General features: G+C 34.9%; 17 protein-coding genes. 12 read left to right on the plus strand and 5 right to left on the minus strand.

Features of this window, described 5'->3' with window-relative positions; all coding sequences use genetic code 11:
• Positions 1–44 precede the first annotated feature (44 nt).
• Positions 45–716 (minus strand): TetR family transcriptional regulator, encoded by a 672-nt coding sequence (locus FJQ98_RS08625; RefSeq protein WP_241774515.1) that lies wholly within the window; start codon positions 714–716, stop codon positions 45–47.
• A gap of 301 nt (positions 717–1,017) precedes the next feature.
• On the opposite strand from FJQ98_RS08625, the gene FJQ98_RS27170 reads away from it, so the two are divergent.
• From FJQ98_RS27170 to FJQ98_RS08635, 3 genes are all read left to right on the plus strand, one after another.
• On the plus strand, positions 1,018–1,152 hold the full coding sequence (locus tag FJQ98_RS27170) for a hypothetical protein (RefSeq protein ID WP_281399301.1): 135 nt from the start codon (positions 1,018–1,020) through the stop codon (positions 1,150–1,152).
• Between the two features lie 247 nt (positions 1,153–1,399).
• Positions 1,400–3,430 (plus strand): CocE/NonD family hydrolase, encoded by a 2,031-nt coding sequence (locus FJQ98_RS08630; protein ID WP_053593537.1) that lies wholly within the window; start codon positions 1,400–1,402, stop codon positions 3,428–3,430.
• Positions 3,431–3,452: 22 nt separating this feature from the next.
• On the plus strand, positions 3,453–4,748 hold the full coding sequence (locus FJQ98_RS08635) for an MFS transporter (protein ID WP_053593536.1): 1,296 nt from the start codon (positions 3,453–3,455) through the stop codon (positions 4,746–4,748).
• A 262-nt stretch (positions 4,749–5,010) separates the two neighbouring features.
• Here the strand turns inward: FJQ98_RS08635 and FJQ98_RS08640 are convergent, their stop codons facing one another.
• On the minus strand, positions 5,011–5,520 hold the full coding sequence (locus tag FJQ98_RS08640) for a hypothetical protein (protein ID WP_143114643.1): 510 nt from the start codon (positions 5,518–5,520) through the stop codon (positions 5,011–5,013).
• Positions 5,521–5,876: 356 nt separating this feature from the next.
• Between FJQ98_RS08640 and FJQ98_RS08645 the strand changes: the two genes are divergently transcribed.
• Complete coding sequence (locus FJQ98_RS08645; RefSeq protein WP_053593534.1) at positions 5,877–6,455, plus strand: hypothetical protein; 579 nt, start codon at positions 5,877–5,879, stop codon at positions 6,453–6,455.
• A gap of 121 nt (positions 6,456–6,576) precedes the next feature.
• Positions 6,577–6,747: a hypothetical protein gene (locus tag FJQ98_RS08650; protein ID WP_158002987.1), complete on the plus strand. Its 171-nt coding sequence runs from the start codon at positions 6,577–6,579 to the stop codon at positions 6,745–6,747.
• A 710-nt stretch (positions 6,748–7,457) separates the two neighbouring features.
• Here the strand turns inward: FJQ98_RS08650 and FJQ98_RS08655 are convergent.
• On the minus strand, positions 7,458–8,768 hold the full coding sequence (locus FJQ98_RS08655) for a hypothetical protein (protein ID WP_053593533.1): 1,311 nt from the start codon (positions 8,766–8,768) through the stop codon (positions 7,458–7,460).
• 177 nt (positions 8,769–8,945) lie between these two features.
• Here FJQ98_RS08655 and FJQ98_RS08660 point away from each other — a divergent pair, with 177 nt between their 5' ends.
• Together FJQ98_RS08660 and FJQ98_RS08665 are read left to right on the plus strand one after the other, a co-directional pair.
• Positions 8,946–10,163, plus strand: a complete 1,218-nt coding sequence (locus FJQ98_RS08660) for an MFS transporter (protein WP_241774514.1) — start codon at positions 8,946–8,948, stop codon at positions 10,161–10,163.
• A 28-nt stretch (positions 10,164–10,191) separates the two neighbouring features.
• The gene (locus FJQ98_RS08665; protein WP_053593531.1) at positions 10,192–11,658 is read left to right on the plus strand and encodes a M20 family metallopeptidase; all 1,467 of its coding nucleotides are present in this window, start codon (positions 10,192–10,194) and stop codon (positions 11,656–11,658) included.
• A gap of 54 nt (positions 11,659–11,712) precedes the next feature.
• Here the strand turns inward: FJQ98_RS08665 and FJQ98_RS08670 are convergent, their stop codons facing one another.
• On the minus strand, positions 11,713–13,518 hold the full coding sequence (locus tag FJQ98_RS08670; protein ID WP_241774513.1) for a sensor domain-containing diguanylate cyclase: 1,806 nt from the start codon (positions 13,516–13,518) through the stop codon (positions 11,713–11,715).
• A gap of 408 nt (positions 13,519–13,926) precedes the next feature.
• Between FJQ98_RS08670 and FJQ98_RS08675 the strand changes: the two genes are divergently transcribed.
• From FJQ98_RS08675 to FJQ98_RS08695, 5 genes are all read left to right on the plus strand, one after another.
• Positions 13,927–14,487, plus strand: a complete 561-nt coding sequence (locus FJQ98_RS08675; RefSeq protein ID WP_082339864.1) for a bifunctional transcriptional activator/DNA repair enzyme AdaA — start codon at positions 13,927–13,929, stop codon at positions 14,485–14,487.
• A gap of 12 nt (positions 14,488–14,499) precedes the next feature.
• Complete coding sequence (locus FJQ98_RS08680) at positions 14,500–15,417, plus strand: DNA-3-methyladenine glycosylase family protein (RefSeq protein ID WP_053593530.1); 918 nt, start codon at positions 14,500–14,502, stop codon at positions 15,415–15,417.
• Positions 15,404–15,886 (plus strand): methylated-DNA--[protein]-cysteine S-methyltransferase, encoded by a 483-nt coding sequence (locus FJQ98_RS08685; protein ID WP_053593529.1) that lies wholly within the window; start codon positions 15,404–15,406, stop codon positions 15,884–15,886. The genes FJQ98_RS08680 and FJQ98_RS08685 overlap by 14 nt, the downstream gene beginning before the upstream one ends.
• 322 nt (positions 15,887–16,208) lie before the next feature.
• Positions 16,209–16,559 carry a DUF378 domain-containing protein gene (locus FJQ98_RS08690; RefSeq protein ID WP_053593528.1) on the plus strand — a complete coding sequence of 117 codons (351 nt, stop codon included), beginning with the start codon at positions 16,209–16,211 and terminating at the stop codon, positions 16,557–16,559.
• A 271-nt stretch (positions 16,560–16,830) separates the two neighbouring features.
• Positions 16,831–17,112: a hypothetical protein gene (locus FJQ98_RS08695; protein WP_201406674.1), complete on the plus strand. Its 282-nt coding sequence runs from the start codon at positions 16,831–16,833 to the stop codon at positions 17,110–17,112.
• A gap of 49 nt (positions 17,113–17,161) precedes the next feature.
• Here FJQ98_RS08695 and FJQ98_RS08700 read toward each other — a convergent pair whose 3' ends face one another.
• A complete protein-coding gene (locus tag FJQ98_RS08700; RefSeq protein ID WP_053593527.1) occupies positions 17,162–18,331 on the minus strand; it encodes a PucR family transcriptional regulator in 1,170 nt (389 codons plus the stop codon).
• Between the last annotated feature and the right edge of the window lie 2 nt (positions 18,332–18,333).

Raw genomic sequence — 18,333 nt, forward strand, 5'->3', positions numbered from 1 at the left:
AATAGAAATATTTAACTTCCGTTGAAAGAATGTCAATTTTTTAGTTATTTGTTTTGGAAACAAAATAAGTTAGCGTTAAGGACTATTTCAGATATATAGTTCATCACAATTCTAGTTGCTTTTTCCGCATCATAACTTTTTCGGTTATTTAAAATATTGGTAAACATCCCTTGCCAAATTAAAATGGTTAATTCATTGATTGAATCAACATTTTCTTCACTTAAGTATCCTTCTTTCAAGGCAATTTCTAACATGGAACGGCCCCGTTTTGTCATATTATGTTCAAATAGGATGGATGTTAAATTTTCCGGAATGTTAATTAAATCATTCGGATAGATTTGATAATAATGTTGTAGTAATTTTTCAGGGGTTTCACCTAAGTCCATAATAAAAACGGCATGAAATATTTGTGGTTTTTGAAAGGAATGTTGGCAAAAGCATTCCCAAGCCAATAAATACTTTTCAATTGGATCTTTACCTTTTTGAATGTAAATAGCGACTTCATTTGTGTAGCTTTTCATAAATTTCATGGAAGCAAAAAAGATTAGATGAGAGATTTCTGAAAAGTAGTTATAGATCGTCGCGCTATTATAGCCTGCTTTATCTGCAACTTTCCTGATTGTCACATTTTCCAGCCCTTCTTCTTCAATAATCTCCGCTGTTGCGTCCACAAAGTATTTCCACATTCGGCTTAATTGTATTTCTTTCTTTTTCACAGTACTCTCTCCTATTAAAATTCAGCGATTTAAAGTTTTATAAAGATTTGGGTTCATTTTATAGAGGCTCATATTTTTGGCTCATCACCGAAAGTTGTGGATGACATTTGTTAAAACGTATGCCCTGTATATAAGTTGATTGAAGTGAAGACTGGGCGACTCTTTGGGGATCAGCGTCACAGATGAGACCTGGAGCGAGCAAATAGGGGAACGAAGGCTAAAAGCATCACGTCCTGTGATAACGCCTTCGTGACCAGCATCCTTTTGGCCCAAGCGGCTCGTCGGACGCCCCCAGGAAGCTTTGCTCCGACAGCAACAACAAATGTTTTCTGTAGCGAAAGCAAAGCGGCAGCTACAATTGTTTTATCTGTGCGAAAGCGAAGCGTCAGCAACAAAGCGCCCAGTCGGAACGAAAATCAACTACACGTTTTGGTGATGATCAATATTTTTTCCAATATTGCTAAATTTAATCTTGATTATATCATAACTATGACCATCTCAAAGTTAAATAGGTCTTGTAATATTCAGAATATTCTAAGTTGCGCTTTAAATTACCGAGTGATATACTAGACGCAGTTATTTTATAATCATGATTATAAAATAACTGCGAATATTTATAATTATGATGGCGATTATTATAGTTTTTTTACCCATTCAATTCCTGAAAAAGGAGGATTTCGATAATGAACAAAAAAATTATTACACAATTTCCGTATACATACCAAACCATTGAAAATACGTGGATTGTGTTAAAAGATGGAACAAGACTTGCAAGTCGTATTTGGCTACCTGAAGTTGAGAAAGGTCAGAAAGTGCCAGCAATCTTAGAGTATATACCTTATCGAAAAACAGATGGAACAAGAACTAGGGACGAACCGATGCACGGTTACTTTGCAGGACAAGGTTATGCGGTAGTCCGAGTAGATATGAGGGGCTCTGGGGAGTCGGATGGTTTATTAAAAGATGAATATCTAAAGCAAGAACAAGATGATGCCCTTGAAGTAATTGAATGGATTGCAAACCAAAATTGGTGTGATGAGAATATTGGAATGATGGGCAAATCATGGGGAGGATTTAATTCTCTTCAAGTAGCAGCAAGAAGGCCCCAAGCGTTAAAAGCAATTATTACAGTAGGCTTTACAGATGATCGTTATAACAATGATATTCACTATAAAGGTGGTTGTCTCTTAAACGATAATTTCTGGTGGGGCGCTATTATGTTAGCGTATCAACTTCGACCTCTTGATCCTCATATTGTCGGGGAAAGCTGGCGTGAGAAATGGTTGGAACGATTAGAAAATATGCCATTATGGATGGCACAATGGATAAAACATCAGTCAAGGGATGAGTATTGGAAACATGGATCAGTTTGTGAAAATTACGATGAAATTGAAGTTCCTGTTCTCGCGATTGACGGTTGGGAAGATGCGTATTCAAATACAGTATTAAGTTTGATGAAAGGGCTTACTGTTCCTAGAAAAGGGATTATTGGACCTTGGGCGCATGTTTATCCACATGACGGTGTTCCTGGTCCAGCAATGGGCTTTTTACAAGAGGCAGTGAAATGGTGGGACCGCTGGCTAAAAGGAATTGACAATGATGTTATGGATGGACCAATGGTAAATGTGTGGGTAGAAGAAAGTATGCCGCCTTCTGTAAGTAAAACGATAAGCAAGGGACATTGGGTTGGACTTGAATCATGGCCATCAAAGGAAGTTAAGACAAAGAGATATCAACTGACTTATGGTAAATTATTGGAAGGTGTTAATGGTAAAGAAGAGCAAGTACTGTTGAAAACGCCATTAAACCATGGTCTTTTATCAGGAGAATGGATGGGGGCTGGGGTAATTGGAGAAAGTCCTGCAGACCAACGTTTAGATGATGGTATGGCAAGGGTATTTGAAAGTGAAGTTTTAGAAACCCCATTAGAAATCGTTGGTTATCCAAGATTTGAAGTAGAATTAATGAGCGACAAATCAAAGGCGATGCTTTTTGCTCAACTATCAGATGTTGCACCGGATGGGGCTGTTACCCGAGTGTCCTATGGCGTGATGAATTTAACACACTTAAATGGCCATGATCGTGTAGATTTATTAACACCTGGTGAAAAAGTAAAAGCGTTTGTTGATCTAGATTGTTGTGGGCACCAGTTTAACGAAGGGCATCGTATACGTTTAACGCTTGCCACAACGTTTTGGCCAATGTTTTGGCCGATGCCTGAAGATGCAACACTTACATTGAATTTAGAAACTGCTACGTTCTCATTGCCAATCTTTAATGGCAATCAAATTACTGGACCAAATATGAATCCAGAAAGTGCTCCATTAACACCGATCACTATTCTTCAAGAAGGAAGAGTCGATCGTTCTATTTCGTATGATATTTTAAGTGATACTTGGACATGTATAACAGACGGTGTTGGTGGGGTATTTGGTGAAGGAATCTATCGCTTTGATGAGATTGACGTGACAGTTGAACACAATTTGAAGCGAGAGTTGACATTAAGCAATTCTGATCCACTTTCTGCCAAGTATACGATTTATCAAAAAATGAAAATAGGCCGTGACGGTTGGTGGATTGACGCTAATATTACGATTACTAAAACATCGGATCAAGAAAACTTCAGAATTGTCGGAGATATGGATATTAAAGAAAACGACAGATACGCCTTTCAGAAGAAATGGGATCAAAAAATTGAACGTTTTGGATTGTAAATAACATGAGAGGAGAAAATAGATGGAAGCTAAATTAAAGGAAAATACAGCAACGTTAGTTATATTGGCTGTTTCAGGAGCCTTAATTTACGCATTGCCCTATTTTAGAAACTATTATTATGATGTTTTTCTAGAAGCATTTCAATTAACCAACACACAAATGGGGACACTAGGAAGTGCGTATGGAATTTGTTGTTTGATTTCTTATATATTTGGTGGATATTGTGCAGATCGTTGGAAAACGAAATATTTATTAACAATTTCCTTGGTTGCTACGGGAGTATTAGGTTTCACTTTATTATTGTATCCTCCTTATCCAGTGTTACTACTGATTCATGCGGCTTGGGGAATTACGTCTATTATGACGTTCTGGGGAGCATTGGTAAAAGCTGTACGCTCGCTAGGTTCTGAAAATGAACAAGGAAAAGCTTTTGGATTTTTTGAAGGGGGACGAGGCATAACCAACATCGTTCAATCTGCAGTGATTTTAGGGATATTTGCTTTTTTTGCAAAACGAATGAGTGATAAAATGGCTTTATCGGCCGTTATTGTTGTCTATTCTGTGATTTGTCTTCTTTTAGGAATAATGATTATGTTACTCTACAAGGATTCAAGTCAAGATAACGAAAATCCTCAAGCCAATGAAAATACTAAAAAGTTTGATTGGATGGTGCTTTGGAAAATTCTTAAAATGCCAACGACCTGGTTAGCAACCATTCTTATTTTTACATCCTATGCAATAATCATTAGTTACTATTATATTACTCCTTATGCAACAGCTGCATTTGGTGCTTCTACGTTAATCGCTGCCGCTTTGGGCTATTTTTCTCAATACTGCCGTCCAATTGGAAGTTTTAGTGCAGGGATGATTGGGGATCGAATAGGTGTTTCAAATATGGTCTTAATAGGATATGTTATATTAACAATCGGTTTAGTTGGACTCATTGTTTTACCTGGAAAAGCTACTTTAATCTTAATGTTGTTAGTTTTCATTGCGGTTATTTATACGTCAATGTATGCTCTGCAAGCATTGCACTTCGCAATATTAGTGGAAGGAGACTATCCTGTAGAAACAACAGGAACAATTTCTATGCCATTAATGATTATTGGATATAGTGGAGAAATTTTTATGCCAATTATTGCAGGAGCTTGTTTAGATTACTGGGGTGGAACGACAGGGTATAAAGTATTCTTTACCATTCTATTGGCCTTAGCGATTATTGGTTTGATTACTGTTGTAATTTGGCAACGAGTAACTCAAGAAAAACGAAAAGAAATTGCAATGCAAAGAGCATTTGCCAAGGTACAAGAAACATAAAAGGTTAATAGAACAGCGATAAACAGGTCGCTGTTCTATTTTTTTTGAGGGATAGAGAGCGGGAAATTTAGCCCCAAAAGTAGTGCTTGGGCAAAGAAAGCTGGAAGTTGAGTGAAAAGTATGAGTACCTGAGCGAATAGTGCAGCAAGAGGAGCAAAAACAAAATCTTCAAGAACAACAAAGGCTATAAACCTGAATGAAAATTGACCTCACATAGAAAGCCTTCGACGACACGGACGCGACTGCGAGGGCTAGTTGCTATTTAATTACACCCAATCTTTTTACGATTCACCTTGATGAAAGTTAATCTAATAAATTTCTTTGGTCTGCCGCGAAGTTTTTCATGCTTCTTATTAATAAATTCAGCGACGCCTTTACTTTCTAGCTCGTTTAATATGCGATTAGAGCTTCTGATGGTGATATCTAAATGTAAGGCAATATCAGCAGAGGATAATTCATTGGTATTTGTTTTTTCAATGACAGATAAAATCTTTTGGATTAAAAGGAGGGAAATATTTAATTTTTCACTTAAGCGTTGTAGCTCAGGAGTCTCCTCTGTCATTTGTAAAACAACTTTTTCTTCTGTATTTGGGCTTATTAGTTGACCACTTTCTGTCATAATAAATGATGGTTTTTCCTGTTGTTGTGCCTCATGATTGGCGATATGTACTTTTTTCCGAGCTTCATCAATGTTTTGACCAATCCCCCACCCGATATTAAAGGCAGTAATGACAAGGGACAACTCCTTGTCATTACTGCCTTTTTGATTCAATAACCAATTATTGTGTATACAAGATTCTATACATTGTTGTCGTGACAGCTTTTTTCGGCTGAATCACCGACTACAACGTGTATAAATATTGCATAATTTATAGGGAAACTGATGCCTGAATTTATTGAAAAGTCAGAAGGTAATAAATGATAATAAAAGGATAGTAGTTACAATCACTATCCTTTTATGTAAATGAATGTTATTATGTACATGATATACATAAAAATGTAATATTTTTATAAAAAGTAAAAATTATACATTTTTATATATTCAAAAAGTGATGAGGAGGGATAATAATATTTCTAGTGAAATGAAAGTATTAATATTTTAAATATATTAGGGGTATTTTTATTGTTATGAAGAATATTATCAAGAGGTTTTTTGTTATTGCTTCCATTTTATTATTTGTGAATTTCTCAATTACTACTGGTGTTTCGGCTCAAAGTGTCAATTCAACAAATGAATTGCAAATAAATAATTTAACAGCTGAAAAAATAGAAGCTTTAGGATTTAGTGTTTATTTTACTAATGATGGTTTAATGAATATTGATAAAGAACGAGCTCTTGTATATTATGATTTTAGTCAACAAGAGTTAGATAGTATTGAATCACAATTAAAAAATATCTCTAAAGATAGAGTAGCTGAATTAAAAGAAATTACTATGAGTATTCAAAATAATGATGAGCCTGTGGTATATGCAATTCCAGTAATAGTATGGGTTGGAGCTGGAATTATTGGTGTATTAACTGGAGCTGCAATCTATTTCACAGGTAAATATATGAACTGGCAAGAAAAGAAGTATTTAGTTGATACATGTTATAAGCATGGTGGACGACCTATTCTGGATAGTGGGGATACTGCTGGTCTTAATGGAGAACCTAAAAAAGCTTGGTGGAAGATTGGGAATACGTATAGCTTTGAATGCGCTAAATAACAAAAAAAGGCCTTTTAGGTCTTTTTTGTTATTTATATAGTAAATATTTTGTAGTTAATTTATTTAAAATTATCATATCTTATAATATTGTCTAAATAAAATGTGAATGGGAGATGAAATTATGGAGTTGCTTTTAGTTTTACTATCACTAATTGTAATTGTTAGTTTAGTTATGGGTATTTCTTCGACTAAAAAATATTATAAATTTCAAGAAGAAAAATTTAATTTAGAAAAAGAAAAATTTAATTTAGAAAAAGAAAAATTTAATTTAGAGAAAAAGAGCTTAGAATAAAAAATACGAAAATACAATTATTGTCGAATATACCAAAATGAAGCGTTAGCGAAATGGAATTGTCAAAACCTATAGAAGAATTGAATAAAAATAATTAAATTCCTCCACCAAATCATATTTAGATTTAGCAATAATAATAGGATGTACCAGATACAACTAAAAAGAAAATCACAACAAAAAAGAGTAAAATTGCTACTCTTTTTTGTTGAAACAAACACAAGAGCATAAGGGAAAAGTGCCCCAAAAATGTTTGTGGGGTAAGGCAGAGCCTAACTTTTGACTTTGCACGATCTCGTTCTGATTTTGGGAAATTGTCCGCAATTGCTAATGAGTAGGCGTCAAGACAAGAACTGTCATTGACGCTTTTTTTTGAGGGATAGAGAGTTGGGAATTTAGCCCCAAAAGTAGTGCTTGGGCAAAGAAAGCTGGGAGTGGAGTGAAAATGAGTACTTGAGCGAATAGAGTGTTGAGCGGAGCAATAAGTAGGGCAAGCCGAGCAAAAAGCGAGACAACCCACGCGGATAGTGCTTCAAGCGGAGCGGAAAACTGGGCAACCTGAGCGAATAGTGTAGCAAGAGGAGCAAAAACAAAACCTTCAAGAACAACAAAGGCTATAAAGCTGAATAAAAATTGACCTCACAAAGAAAGCCCACGACGACACGGACGCGACTGCGAGGGCTAGTTGCTATTTAATTACACACAATCTCTTTTTACGATTCCCCTTGATGAAAGTTAATCTTATAAAATTTCTTTGGTCTGCCGCGAAGTTTTTCATGCTTCTTATAAATTAATTCAGCGACGCCTTTACTTTCTAGCTCGTTCAGTATGCGATTAGAGCTTCTGATGGTGATATCTAAATGTAAGGCAATATCAGCAGAGGATAATTCATTTGTATTTGTTTTTTCAATGACAGATAAAATCTTTTGGATTAAAAGGAGGGAAATATTTAATTTTTCACTTAAGCGTTGTAGCTCAGGAGTTTCCTCTGTCATTTGTAAAACAACTTTTTCTTCTGTATTTGGGCTTATTAGTTGACCACTTTCTGTCATAATAAATGATGGTTTTTCCTGTTGTTGTGCCTCGTGATTGGCGATATGTGCTTTTTTCCGAGCTTCATCAATGTTTTGACCAACTCCCCACCCGATATTAATGGCAAACGGTAAGTTTTCCGATAAAACCTCTACTAATGCATCTTGTGAAAAGTTATTAGTCATCGTTTGTAAATCCTTTTGAGAGGTGAAAATTTCAAAATGAACACTTTGTTTTTGTATAATCATCGTTAAATGATTCTTTTTACTATATTCCAATAGCGTAGTATGCAACAAGCTTTGATTAAATTCTGCATTTGTATTTTCAATCTTAGAAGGAATCAAGGCATCACCTGTTATTTCACCAATCGCCATAATACTTTCTGATAATTGTTTATGTCGGACCTCTAAAATAACTTTTTCAAATACTTCTAAAATCGTTTCTGGAGATGCTGTGATAAGCTCTACGTTCACATCTTGCTCAGAAAGTTTGTCTAATATATTACTAAAAGCCGTAATAGATAGATCTACCTTTCCAGATCTATTTAATTCGATATGTCTTTCTAATAATTCCTCATAAAATTTATCCGTAATATCTAAATGGATAATATGTGCCTCTTCATTTTTTAAATATAATTCCTCTAATTTAATTAAATCTGTATATCCACTAAAGTCAAATGTCACTTTAGAAAAGTCCAAGTTAGGATATTTTCTACTGATATGAAATAGCTTTTTATAAAAATCTCGCTCATTTGCCATGTAGTAGTAGGTAGGTATTTGATAAATAACATTTGAACTTTGCAATACTAAATGGGCTAGACCGTTCATAACAACTGCATCAAAAAATAAATAGTTTTCTAAATATAATGGTTTAATTTCAGAAAGCTTTTTATATGTAAAAAAGGTTAATTCGCAGCGTTCTTTTAATTGTTCTTTGATTGGTAAAACATCTTGTAGAGAATTATGCGCTACAATCACACCGATTCGAATCAAAATGAATTCTCCTCCTAGATTTTTCTATTAGCTCTAGTATATTTGACATTTGCATCTTATAGCAATATTGAAGCCTATTTTTTGAATATTGTTGATTTTTTTCATAAGTATCCTCTATAATCATTTAAGACAGTCTTTAATATGTCCGAAAATAGAAAAACACAAGGGGGACTCTTATTGGAAAGGTCTAACACAAGTAAGCAGAAGTACATAATTCTTGGGATTTTATTTTTAGCGTGGATTGTGAATTATTTGGATAAGCTATCTATGAATGTAGCAATCATTCCTATTGCGGAGGAGTTTAGTTTAAATGAGACGCAAGCAGGGTTAATTATCAGTGTCTTTTTCATGAGTTATGCAGTGATGCAGTTAGTTGGGGGATATTTATCAGATAAATATGGGGCAAGACGTATGATTCTTATTTCGGTTTTATTGTGGTCTATTTTTACGATTTTGACTGGCTTTGCATGGTCATTTGTATCACTTATTGTGATTCGTTTACTCTTTGGGATTGGCGAAGGAAGTTTTCCTGCAGCTAGCACATTAGCAATTGCGGACAATTTTCCAAAATCAGAACGAGGTCGTGCAAAGTCAACGCTTACAGCTGCTACTACTATTGGTAGTATGATTTCGACTATTGTAGCTGCAGCTTTAATAATTTCTATTGGCTGGCGAAATTTATTCTTTATTTTTGGTGTTTTAGGATTCCTATTAACGATTGTCCTTTATTTTTTATTAAAGCCAAACACTCAATACAGAGAAGAGGCAAATTCTATTAAAGTGAAAGTGCCACTAAAAAAATTATTAAAAATGCCAATGCTCTGGCAGTTAATGTTGATGTACTTTGGCGTCAGTATTGTCAATTGGGGACTTACATCGTGGATGCCGACTTTTATGGTAAAGGAAAAAAATTTAGATATGGTTTCGATGGGAGCACTAGCAATAATTCCTGCGTTAGCAGCATTAATTGCTGTAGTGCTTACAGGCTGGCTAATTGATAAATTTGCTGTTGGTAAAGAGAAATATTTAATTATGTTTGGTGCTTTTATTGCAGGCATTAGTTTATTTTTCATGACGAACGCTTCTTCAATTACGATGATTGTAACATTTCAAGCTTTAACATTGGCGGGCTGCTTGTTTGCTACAACAACGATATTAACTTTACCACTTAAATATTTCTCACATGATGTTATTGGAACGGCAACAGGGTTTATATATTTTGGTGGTCAGATAGCTGGTGCAATATCTCCATCTATAATGGGGTACATCATCTCGCTATTTAATGGATCTTATTCAGCAGCATTCTTGTTCTTAATGGTTATGGTTATAATTCCTATTCTAACAGCGACAACTTTAAGAACTAAAACATCAATAACTACAAATCCAACAGCTTAATAAAAATAGAAAATGGAGTGAACGATTTATGTCTAATTCTTATATAAATGAAATATCCAAAATTATTGAAGATAAGCGAGATAAATATGTAGATATCAGCGATAAAATTTGGAACTTTGCCGAAATTCGTTTTGAGGAATTTCAATCTGCTGAATTATTATGCACGGCATTGGAAAGTGAAGGTTTTCAAGTTGAGAAGGGAGTGGCTGACCTAGAAACGGCTTTTATCGGTAGCTATGGAAGTGGGAAACCTGTTATTGCTTTTTTAGGAGAATATGATGCACTTTCTGGCTTAAGTCAAAAAGGAGGGGCAGCAATGAAAGCTGCTACTCAAGAAGGGGGAAATGGTCACGGCTGTGGACATAATCTTCTCGGTACAGGATCCTTTGCAGCAGCAGTAGCTTTACGTGATTACATGGAAAAACATAATATTCCTGGTACAATCAGATTTTATGGCTGTCCAGCAGAAGAAGGGGGCTCTGGCAAAACATTAATGGTCCGTGCAGGTCTTTTTGATGATGTAGATTTTGCTTTATGCTGGCATCCTGCTGACCATAATTTAATGATGTGTACGAGCTCCTTAGCCAATGTTCAAGCTTCCTTTAAGTTTACTGGACGTTCTGCCCATGCAGCTCAGGCACCGCATTTAGGTCGCAGTGCACTAGATGCCGTTGAACTTATGAACGTGGGAGTTAACTATCTTCGTGAGCATATAATTCCAGAAGCACGTGTGCACTATGCAGTGACCAATACAGGTGGATTATCGCCGAATATTGTTCAAGCAGATGCAAGTGTTCTTTATTTAGTACGTGCACCAAAAACGAACCAAGTCAATGAAATTTATGAGCGTGTCTGTAAGATTGCTGAGGGTGCCGCATTAATGACAGGTACAAATGTTGAAATTATTTTTGACAAAGCATGCTCTAATCTAGTTCCAAACCATACAATGCAGCAAATAATGTTTGAACAGTTTACACAACTTGGTACACCACAATTCAGTGAACAAGATTATGAATTTGCTACGGAAATTAGAAAGACTCTTTCTGAGCAGGAAAAGAATGGAGGAGGTCTGGCCGCTATTCCAGTATTTAGAGAGCTACTTGCAAAGGAAAAGGATACAGCATTATCAACAACGTTATTCCCTTACAATAAAGCATTTACAACTATCACGATGCCAGGCTCAACAGATGTGGGGGATGTAAGCTGGGTTGTCCCAACTGCACAATGTACAACGACATGTCATGCACAAGGGACACAACTGCATTCTTGGCAGGCCGTTGCTACAGGTACGACATCTATCGCTCATAAAGGGATGCTTCATGCTGGGAAAGTTATGGCTGCCACTGCAGCTGCGATGCTAGCGCAACCGGAATTAATTGAACAAGCAAAGCAAGAGCTAAAAGAACGTTTAGGAAATGAGATTTATCAAAATCCAATTCCTCAAGATGTTAATCCTTCACACATCCGCAAATACTCATCTGATATAATCGAATAATTGAAAAAAAAGAGGCGTCAAGACAAGAACTGTCATTGACGCTTTTTTTGCTTTTTACAACTGAGAGGAGACATTGACATCATCTTTTAAAAATTCAACACAGTTTCTGCCTCGTTTTTTTGCTCGATATAATGCTTTATCACATCTTGATAATAATGTATTTAGTGTATCACCATCTGCATAGCTAGTTACCCCAAAGCTACTAGTTTTTCTCTGCACAACAGGGAATTGATGATTTTCTAATTGTTGACGTAGCTTTTCAGAAAGCTTTACAGCATCATCTAGTGTAGTTTGAGGACAAAAAACTAAAAACTCCTCGCCACCCCATCTGCCAATTGTATCTTGCTCTCGAATCGTATTTTGCAATATCTCTGCTACGTTCATTAAAACCAAGTCGCCTACTTGATGGCCAAACTCATCATTTACTTCTTTAAAATAATCAATATCTAGTAGAATAATAGAGAACGGAACCTCTTGATGTTGAGCATGTTCAAATGCTTCTTCTAATACATAATCTAACCTTACACGATTTGGGATTTGGGTAAGGCGATCTGTATTTGCTAATTTTTCAAGCTCAAGTTTTGCCCTTTCTAGCTCTTGTGTTCGTTCTTTTACTTTATGTTCGAGCGTTTCATTTAGCATTTTTTGCATTTCTTGATGCTCTTTTTTTATAATATTGATTTTATCGCCTAATGCTAATGACAAAAATATAGATTCAAAAATAGCACCAACTGCAGGAATATCCTCAAATATAACTGGATGGAATGGAATTATACTTAAAAAAGCCAATGCTTGTACAATGATGGAACCAAGTAGAACTGTCCAACCTACCAAATAAAATCTAGCCATTTTCTGACCTTTTAATAACACAAATATTCCTGATAACCAAAGAAAAATAAAGACTACTACAGCAAAAATAATTGTAAAATTATCTGTAATCGTAACATCAGGGACAATGAAGGAAGCAATTAAAGAAAGTATAGTGATCCATAGTAGTAGATTAGCGGTTTTATGGAATTGTGGTAAATATTTTTTTAGTTCAAGAAACTCTTTGCAAAATAGAAGCATAAACAATAGTAAAAAAATTCCACTTATCGCGGGGGATTTTATAAAATACCATTTAGGCAAAAGGTGCCCCATTAGCTCAATATCTAAAGAATTCAATGCAGCTTGATAGAGGATAAAACTAAACATATACAAAACATAATAAAAGTAAGCCTTATCTTTTAACGAAAAAAATAAAAATAAATTGTAGATTAATAATGCTGATAAGAATCCATAAAAAATTCCTGTTAAATATTTATAGTCGATAATCTTATTGACAAAGCTATCCGTTGTGAAAAGATAAGAAATTAAATTTAATGGTAATTCGCCATCTAATTTTATATAAATTTCTTTGACGGATGGGTCTTGGATTTGAAATAAATTAGAGCGATAATGAATTTTTTGATCGTCAATATTTGAAATGCCTCTCTTTTGAACACTATAGGAGCCATCTTCTTTCACTATAAACATTTCAATGCTATCAAGCTTGTCTGTTACCTCTAACCAGTATGACTCCTGTTTATCCGTTAATAGTTCATCGGTATCTAATCGTAGCCAAATCGTATCATTCGTATGCCAAAAGAATAAAAAATTCTCTTTACTAGTAACAAAGGAATTGTCATATGTACCACTTACTAAATCTTCTATTGTGGTTTTTTTTGACGAGTCACGAAAAACATCATAATGCTGTCCCAATATAATAGGTTCAGATAGTTCTGCAGCATGACATGGTAAGCTGAATTGTGTAAAAGTAAATATAAGTACGATAAAAAAATAAAATAACAGTTTGGTCTTAATAATTTTATTTTTCATCATGTATTCTTTCTCCTATCCTAATCCCTATCCTTCAGTTTCTAGTATGCTGATGTAAGGTTAAATAAGGTGCTCTTAAAATAGAGTGTTATGTAAATATATCACACTTTATTCTATGTTTAGGATTTTTACGAATACTAAATAAAAGATTAAAATAAAAGTTAAGACAATTAGTAACAAAAGAAGATAGATTGTTTAGGATTCCTTCGATTATCAAAGACCATAAGAGCAAGAATGAGGACGAAATGAATAACTATTTCCTGATAATATGGAGGCTAATAAACAATAAGGAGATAGGCAAATGGTGAGTTGGAATTTTTAGATGCAGTATCCATTTTAGAAACAATGAATAGAGCAAATACTTAGGGGCAGGCCAGTAATGGGAAATAGCTGCAAAGGGGATGGAATTTAGTGGACAACAAAATCAATCTTTCATTTGAAGAAATGTGGGTGAAAATTATGGCCTGTGATCAAACATATGATGGGCTATTTTTTACAGCTGTAAAGACTACTAAAATCTATTGCCGTCCCTCATGCAAATCGAGAAAGCCGAAAAAAATAAATGTAGAATTTTACGATGATATTCAAATGGTTGAGAGTGCTGGATATCGTGCATGTAAAAGGTGCCAGCCTGAAGTGGAACACTCTCCACATACTCAACTCATCAAAAAAGTAACAGCCTATTTAATAAATGAATATAAACAACAGTTAACATTACAGGATATTGCTAATCATGTTGGGATTAGTCCATACCATCTTGAACGCCTATTTAAACAAGAAACTGGTGAAACACCGCGTACCTATTTAGAAAAAGTGAGAATAGATAAAGCTGTATATTTTTTGAAAAATACAAGCTATACAAATCTTGAAATTTGCTATGAAGCGGGATTTCAAAGTCCATCAAACTTCTACAAAGTGTTTCGGCATTTAAAACATTGTTCGCCTAGTGAATACCGTACCCAAGATCAATAAGGAGCTAAGGATATGAATTGGATCAATAATGAAACCTATATTGAGATTTACCCTCCTCTAGAATTTAATTATAGAGAGTGTTTAATTTTTTTAAATAGATCTAGTCAAGAGGTGCTTCATCGAATTAAAGACGGTTATTTATATAAATTGCTTAAAGTGAATGGACAGAATATTTTATGTAAAATAGGATATCAAGCAAATTCTATCAAAGTTGAATTTCCAGTACACACACCATCTGAAAGTACTCAAGAAAAAATTGTACAGTACATTTGTGAATGGTTTGATTTAAAAAGAAATCTGAATAGTTTTTATGAAATGGCTCAAGAAGATAAAATTTTGCAGCCACTTGTTAAAAAATATTATGGTTTACGAATAATAGGCATGCCAGATTTATTCGAAGCACTCGTATGGGCCATTATCGGACAACAAATTAATTTAACATTCGCATACACATTAAAAAGACGATTTGTAGAACAATTTGGAGAAAGCTTAACATTTGAAGGAGAAACTTATTGGCTGTTTCCAACATATGAAAGAGTTGCCGCTATTCAGGTGGATGACTTAAGAAATTTGCAATTTACACTTAGAAAATCTGAGTTCATTATAGATATTGCAAAAATCATGGCAAGCGGACAATTGACAAAAGAGATCTTGCTTCAACAAGAAGATTTTTTAAAAAGTAAAAATTTCTTAATGGCGATTCGAGGCGTTGGTGCATGGACAGCTGATTATGTGCTAATGAAATGCATACAAGATCCAACCTCATTTCCTATTGCAGATGTCGGTCTTCATAATGCCTTGAAAAATCAATTAGCATTAAATCGTAAGCCGACTATTGAAGAAATTAAGAGCATCGCAACACATTGGGAAGGCTGGCAGGCTTATGCCACTTTTTATTTATGGAGGTCACTATACGATGAAACAATATAAATTAGATTATCACTCTCCTATCGGCATTGTTGAAATAGTAGGTTCTGATACAGAGATATATTCAATAATGTTTTCAGAGCAAGATCAAATAGTAAATGCTCCTCAAAAAGAAACACCTCAAGTTTTATTAGAATGTCAACAGCAACTACATGAATATTTCATCGGTGAGCGCCATGAATTTACATTTTCTTATGCATTTGAGGGAACTAGCTTTCAAAAAGAGGTATGGACTGCTTTAACTAGTGTCGTTTATGGTGAAACAGCGACTTATAAAGAGACTGCCGTTTCCATTGGCAATGAAAAAGCTGTGAGAGCTGTAGGAAGTGCAAATGGCAAAAATAAATTAAGTATCGTAGTTCCTTGTCATCGAATAATTGGCTCGAATGGAACGCTAACTGGCTATGCCGGTGGAATGTGGAGAAAGGAATGGCTACTTCAGCATGAAAAATCAAATAGTAAGACGATTTAGAGGAGGTACAAAAAATTTTTGTTAGCAAGCCTAAGATGAGGAGCCATTAAAAAAGTGATTTAATACCTTTGATTCTCTAATCTAAAAATAATAATTTCCTTTTTTTGTAATAATAACTTAGCCTAGGTATGCCTTTTGTATAAAACAGCGGTTATTGCAAAAAATAAGACCGTCAAAATAGACGATTGAATTACAATAAGTATTTGTAATTTTATCACTTGTTATGACAGGTTTTTCTGCAGTAGCGACGCATTTCATACATGTGAAGAATATCTTCAAGTGTATAACTGGCTTCGTATTTACAATTGAAGGAGGTGTAAACGTGAGCGTAGTTTATAGAGTCGCATTAGTGTTAGTCATCATTGGAGCAATCAACTGGGGACTCATAGGATTCTTTAGATTTGATTTAGTTGCCTATTTGTTCGGTGGACAAACAGCGGTATTGTCACGATGGATTTATGCATTCGTTGGGTTAGCCGGACTAATATCTATACCGATTCTTGTTATGCGATTTGATGAGGATGAAGACCTTGATCCTCATACTCGCATAGACCGAAACCCAAGCTATGGTATGGAGATTGGGGAAGAAGCAGATTTCACTGAAGTAAAAACAACAGAAGTGAAAAAAGTAGAAAAAAAAGATTCACATAACAAAAATAAAAACAAAAAATAATACCTCTAGTTTACAAAAAAACTGGTGACCATTTTGGTTCGTCAGTTTTTTCGTTATGGTTAGAAGTAAAATATAAGGCAAAAATCCGCATAGATATAAGGGGCGTGTAGAGTTACACATCCATAAACCCAGATAACGAAGCGGATTTTCATTTGCTTGTCGGATTTTGAAAGGAATAAATATAGGATGTTAGCCTAAAACCTTCACATCCTGCGAAAGCGGCTAACTGAACTGCATCGGTAAAAACGCCACGTCCTGTGGTATTACCGAAATGACCGACATCGTGTCGGCCCTCGTGCAGGCCTGGGCACAATTTAAAATCCGGACGCATTGTTTATCTGTGCGAAAGCGAAGCGACAGCAACAAATGTTTTCTGCGCGAAAGCGAAGCGACAGCAACAAATGTTTTCTGTGCGAAAGCGAAGCGACAGCAACAAATGTTTTCTGTGCGAAAGCGAAGCGACAGCAACAAATGTTTTCTGTGCGAAAGCGAAGCGACAGCAACAAAATGCAAAGTCGACCCCATTTGTACTTTATATGAATGCATAAAATGATTTAGAAGGTAAATCTATTGAATGAAAATTCTGATATATAAAGTTGCGTTTATTGATGTGTTAACACATCTTCAATCAAAAATGCGATGTAGAGATTTGTTTTTGTAAATGGGTTACTTAAGTCCATATCTAATAGAGTTTCTATTTTTTTAATTTTATAAAGGACTGTGTTGCGATGAATAAATTGGCGTTCACTAATCTTGCCAGTACTACCATTTTCCTCGAGAAAAATCCGTAAAAATTGGACATAATCCGTGTTATGCAATTCATCATAGCGATATAGCTGACCTAAGATGTCTTGGCTATATGATTTGATTAATGTTTGATTTTGCACGGCCATGATAATTTTATAGGCACCAATTTCTTTATATTTGTATAGGAAGCGATTGTTATGAAGTTTTGCTAATTGGATTACTGTTAACGATTCATCATAGCTTTTGCGAACATTTTCAAGCTCTTTATGATAATTTCCTTTACCGATGATAATATCCAAGTAACCATTTTTTTGTGTAATTTTGTCGTATATTTCTTCAACAATTTTTGAGAAGGGAGTGTTTGGTGTATTGATTTGTGCTCTGTCGATTAAAAAGATGAGGTGATTTTTATGCTTTAGTTTTAAGAAGCGTTTATATCTATTTTGAAATGCAAATAGGATCATGACCTCATAACGGTCAATATTAGCTTGCGCACCATTTGCTGTGCATGAAATGATGGCTAGCTCTCTACCTTGTGGAAAACCTAGCAGTGCTAATTGATCTTTAATATAGTTGGCGTTTGGTTTGTAGTGAAAAAGTAAGTTGTAAAGAACCTTTTCTTCGATAGAAAGCTCTTGGTGATGATTGGCGATAAATTGAAATGTTGTTTTTAATAGATCTGCTACCCGATAACTCCATGGCATGTGAAAAATAGGGAAATCATGTTCGTTGGCAAAAATGATGACTGATTCTGGTATATCTGGAATGTATGGGCCAGTATTAATGATAAAACCTGCTACCTTTTTAGAGAAAGCTAGTTTTACAAGCTGCTCTAAGGAGTCTCCTTGTGAGGATAAATTAATACCTGTAGTTACGACTAATTCATTAGGTCTACAAAACATAATTAAATCGATGCTTTCTACTACGTTAATCCCTGTAACTCTTCGATACGTTCCGCTATGTCCAGCTACTAATGTTAGCATTGGGAATTGAACTCCCTCTACAATTTTGCGAATCGTCCCCATTT

Source organism: Lysinibacillus agricola, assembly GCF_016638705.1.
Classification (GTDB): Bacteria; Bacillota; Bacilli; order Bacillales_A; family Planococcaceae; genus Lysinibacillus; species Lysinibacillus agricola.